We start from the raw sequence: 4,171 nt of genomic DNA, 5'->3' as shown, positions 1-4,171 counted from the left end.
GCCATCGCTGTGATCGCCGCTTTCACCCTTGGGCCAGAGCACTTTGGCCGCCAAATGCGCCAAGGCATGGACCCGGCCACACACTGGGACATCGTGGTGCACGAGTCCTTGGGTATTTTGGTGATGGCCCTGACTTTGCTGCGTTTGCTGTGGGTGGCCGTGCGCCCAGCCAAACCCACATTCGACATGGCCGCCTGGATGCACACTGTGGCCAAAGCCACCCATGGTTTGTTGTGGCTGGCGCTGCTGGCTGTGCCCGTGAGCGCCCTGCTGGCCCTGGGCACCGAAGGCAACCCCCTGACCTTGCTGGGCGGCATCCGCTTGGACACCTTGCCCATCACCGGCCAGTCACCCCTGGCACATTTGGCCGATTGGGGCGATGTGCACAAATGGCTGGGCGACGCCATCCTGTGGATGTCGGGCCTGCATGCGGTGGCGGCTATCTATCACCACTTTGTGCTCCAAGACGGCGTTTTGCGCGCCATGTTGCCCAAGCGCAGCTGAGCCCACACCCCCGCATGGAAACCGAACTCAAACTCACGCTTGACGCGGCCGACCTGCCCTGCCTGCTGGCCCACCCTCTGCTGCGAGGTGCAGGCAGCACGCAGCGCTTGCTCAACACCTATTTCGACACGGCCGATTTGGCGTTGCAAAAGCGCCGCATGGCGGTGCGCGAGCGCCTGGCAGGCGAGCAATGGCTGCTGACCGTCAAGACCGCAGGCCACAGCGCAGGCGGCCTGTCACGCCGCCAGGAATGGGAAGGCCCAACCACCCCCGGCGCGCTTGAGTTCGACACCCTGGTCAATGAGCCCGCACTGGCGCAAGAACTGATGGCGCTGCGCCCGAACTTGCGCGCCCTGTTCTGCACCGACTTCGAACGCCAGCGCTGGGTCATCGCCCATGCTGGCGCGCAGATCGAAGTGGCGCTGGACCAAGGCCGTATCCATCTGCCCGGCACCGACCTGAGCGAGCCCCTGCTGGAGCTGGAATTGGAATTGCTCAGCGGGCCGGAAGAGGCCCTAATGGCGCTGGCCGACGTGCTGCGCCAGACACCCCAAGGCACTGTGCCGCTGGTGCCCAGCGATGCGAGCAAGGCGCAGCGGGGGATGGCGCTTTGGGGCCGGTCTCGCTGAAGAGCGTTCACCGCGCTGCATCTGTCACGCAGCGATCACCGTCAGCAAGGTCTGACCGTTGGCCACCAACTTCTCGCCCTCGGCATCCACCGCAAACAAATCACAGCTGGTGAACACCTGTGCTTTGCCGGGTTTGACCACCCGCGCTCGGGCAATGAACTTCTGACCCACAGCAGGGCGCAAGCAGTTGACCGAAAAGTTGGCGGCCAACAAGTTTGGCCCCGCCACGGTACCGGCCGCAAAGCCGCAGGCTGTGTCGATGAGGGTGCCAATCAGGCCCGCATGCAGAAAGCCCGAATACTGCCCCACCTCTGCACGCCAGGGCATCTGGATTTCCACCAAGCCGGGTTCTGCCACCGTCACCTCGATGCCGCACCACCGATTGAATTCGGCCATGGCATTGATTTTTTTCAGCATCTCAAGTGGGCTCATTGTTTTCTCCTGGCTTGGGTTTTGAACCACTCGATGTGGTCCATCAGTTTTTTGCGAAGTGCTTGTTGCTCGGTCATGCGTTGGTCAATCTCGGCCACGCGCACCAAGATCGCGTCGATCATGTCTTGCGCTGACAACTTGCCCGCTTTGAAGCGCGGCAAATACTCGGCGATGAAAGGCAGCGAAAAACCCATCTCCCGCGACATGGCGATGAAGATGACGTGCTTCACGGTTTTTTCGTCGTACACGCGGTAGCCGTTGGGCAGTCGCTGGCCGTCAATGAGGCCGTCGGCCTCGTACCGCCGCAAGCGGTGCACCGACACTTGTGTCTTGGCAGAGAGTTCTGAAATGCGCATGAATTCAGTCTAGCAACGCTCGCACTGCGCGAGGCTTATGGCCTTTGACACATGGGCGACAAGCCAAAGCGACCGCTGCCCCGCAGGTGATACCCCATGCCTCAAGGCTGGTGTAAAAACATCCTTCAACCGGAGCCCTCGATGACTGCACACAAAGCTTTGCCTCACGCACAACCTGCCGATGTCGGCATGTGCCCCGACCGCACCCAGCGCCTGATGGACGTGCTGCGCCGCGAAGTGGCCAGCGGCAGGCTGCCCGGCGCAGTGGCCATGGTCGCCCGGCGCGGCCAGATTGGCTTGTTTGAGGCCGTGGGCCAGCAAGACCCCGGTACGGGCACGCCCATGAAGACCGACAGCATTTTCCGCATCTATTCCATGACCAAGCCGGTCGTCTCGGTGGCGGTGATGATGCTGGTGGAACGCGGACAGTTGCTCTTGAGCGACCCGGTCAGCCGATGGATGCCCGAGTACGCAAACCAACAGGTGGCCACGGCCAGCGGGTTGGAGCCCGTGCGGCAAGCTGCCACGGTGCAAGACCTGCTGCGCCACACAGCGGGCCTGACGTATGAATTTTTGGGCGATTCGGCCGTGCAGCGCCAATACGGCGCGGTGAAGATCGCCTCACGCGAACGCACCAACGCCGAGTTTTCGCAAACGCTGGCTGGTGTGCCGCTGCAGTTTCAACCCGGCACCGTATGGGCCTACAGCCGCGCCACCGATGTGCTGGGTCGGCTGGTTGAGGTGGTCAGCGGGCAAGGTCTAGGTGCGTTCCTTCAAGCCGAAATCTTTGGCCCGTTGGGCATGGTGGACACCGGCTTTGCCGTGCCGCCAGAACACCATCACCGCATTGCCGAGCCCTTTGCGCACGATCCTGACGGCGGCGTTCCGATGAAGGTTTTGGAGCCCCGCCAAGTGCCCGCCATGGAAGGCGGTGGCGGCGGACTGATGTCGACGGCCATGGACTACACCCGTTTTTTGCAGTGCCTGCGCAATCGGGGGGAGCTCGATGGCGTGCGCCTGCTGGGCCCGCACACCGTGGATTTCATGACCACCGACCACTTGGGCAGCATTCCGGCCGACGGCACGCTTTTGCCTCCCGGCCACGGTTTCGGTCTTGGCTTTGCGGTGCGCACCCATTTGGGCCTGTCGCCTGTGCCCGGCTCGGTGGGTTTGTATTACTGGGGCGGTATCGCGGGCACCACGTTTTTTGTAGACCCGGCGCTCGACATGGTCGCCATGCTGATGGTCCAGGCACCCAACCAAAGAGATTACTATCGGCCCCTGTTCCGCGACCTGGTGTACGCGGCGTTGCTGTAAAAATTCTGTGGGTCGGCGGCTTAGGACCGACATGCGACATGCGCCCGGGCTCACCATGTCGGAGCTGAAGCCACCGACCTACAAAAATCACTCACTTATTGGAGACAAAACATGTCCACACCCGGCCTCATGATGAACTGCCCGCTGCTCATTTCGGGCATCCTCGAACACGGCGCTGCTCAATTCGGCGAGCAAGAGATTGTCTCGCGCGAGACGCACGGCCCGCTGCACCGCTACACCTATGCTGACGCCGCCAAGCGCTCGCGCCAACTGGCCCATGCACTGGCCCAGCTGGGCCTCAAGGCAGGCAGCGCGGTGGGCTCCATCGCCTGGAACAACCACCGTCACCTGGAAGCTTATTACGCCGTCTCGGGCAGCGGCATGGTCATGCACACCTGCAACCCGCGCCTGCACCCGCAGCAATTGATCTATGTGATCAACCACGCCGAAGACGAGGTCATGCTGTTTGACGCCACCTTTGCGCCACTGGTCAAAGGCATTGCCGCGCATTGCCCCAAGGTGCGCGCCTGGGTGTGCTTGGCAGACGCCGCCAACACCCCAGCCATCGAAGGTGTGAGCGTGCTCAACTACGAAGACCTGATTGCCCCGCACAGCAGCGACTTTGACTGGCCTCAGTTGGATGAAAACACGGGCGCGGCCCTGTGCTACACCTCAGGCACCACCGGCAACCCCAAGGGCGTGCTGTATTCGCACCGCGCCATTGTGCTCAACGCCACCGCCGGCTGCATGCCCGATGTGTTGAACCTGTCCACGCAAGAAACCATCTTGCCCGTGGTGCCCATGTTCCACATCAACGCCTGGTGCATCCCCTATGCCGCCTTGGTGGCGGGCACCAAGCTGGTGTTCCCCGGCCCCAAGCTCGACGGCCCGAGCCTGTACGAGCTGATGGAAGCCGAGCAGGTCACCATCAGC

At 62.6% G+C, this 4,171-nt stretch carries 6 protein-coding genes; 4 read left to right on the top strand and 2 right to left on the bottom strand.

The window, feature by feature from the left end; translation table 11 throughout:
- A partial coding sequence (locus Q0341_RS04685) for a cytochrome b/b6 domain-containing protein (protein ID WP_299510903.1) occupies positions 1–504 on the top strand: 504 nt, incomplete at its 5' end.
- Positions 505–518: 14 nt separating this feature from the next.
- Positions 519–1,133 carry a CYTH domain-containing protein gene (locus Q0341_RS04680; RefSeq protein WP_299510902.1) on the top strand — a complete coding sequence of 205 codons (615 nt, stop codon included), beginning with the start codon at positions 519–521 and terminating at the stop codon, positions 1,131–1,133.
- Positions 1,134–1,157: 24 nt separating this feature from the next.
- On the opposite strand, the gene Q0341_RS04675 is transcribed toward Q0341_RS04680, so the two are convergent.
- Both Q0341_RS04675 and Q0341_RS04670 read right to left on the bottom strand, forming a co-directional pair.
- Entirely contained in the window at positions 1,158–1,565 is a 408-nt protein-coding gene (locus tag Q0341_RS04675; protein ID WP_299510901.1) for a PaaI family thioesterase, read from the bottom strand.
- The gene (locus tag Q0341_RS04670) at positions 1,562–1,921 is read right to left on the bottom strand and encodes a MerR family transcriptional regulator (RefSeq protein WP_299510899.1); all 360 of its coding nucleotides are present in this window, start codon (positions 1,919–1,921) and stop codon (positions 1,562–1,564) included. The genes Q0341_RS04675 and Q0341_RS04670 overlap by 4 nt, the downstream gene beginning before the upstream one ends.
- A 141-nt stretch (positions 1,922–2,062) precedes the next feature.
- Here Q0341_RS04670 and Q0341_RS04665 point away from each other — a divergent pair, with 141 nt between their 5' ends.
- On the top strand, positions 2,063–3,238 hold the full coding sequence (locus Q0341_RS04665; protein ID WP_299510898.1) for a serine hydrolase domain-containing protein: 1,176 nt from the start codon (positions 2,063–2,065) through the stop codon (positions 3,236–3,238).
- Positions 3,239–3,349: 111 nt separating this feature from the next.
- Positions 3,350–4,171, top strand: an 822-nt coding sequence (locus tag Q0341_RS04660; protein ID WP_299510897.1) for an AMP-binding protein, incomplete at its 3' end; no start/stop codon positions are given.

It is taken from the genome of uncultured Limnohabitans sp., from assembly GCF_937889215.1.
GTDB lineage: Bacteria > Pseudomonadota > Gammaproteobacteria > Burkholderiales > Burkholderiaceae_C > Limnohabitans_A.
This window is presented reverse-complemented; position numbering and strand designations above follow the sequence as displayed.

Coding starts and splice junctions, on each gene's coding strand:
- Q0341_RS04680 (WP_299510902.1), top strand. CDS start 519: ATGGAAACCGAACTCAAACTCACGCTTGACGCGGCCGACCTGCCCTGC.
- Q0341_RS04670 (WP_299510899.1), bottom strand. CDS start 1,921: ATGCGCATTTCAGAACTCTCTGCCAAGACACAAGTGTCGGTGCACCGC.
- Q0341_RS04665 (WP_299510898.1), top strand. CDS start 2,063: ATGACTGCACACAAAGCTTTGCCTCACGCACAACCTGCCGATGTCGGC.
- Q0341_RS04675 (WP_299510901.1), bottom strand. CDS start 1,565: ATGAGCCCACTTGAGATGCTGAAAAAAATCAATGCCATGGCCGAATTC.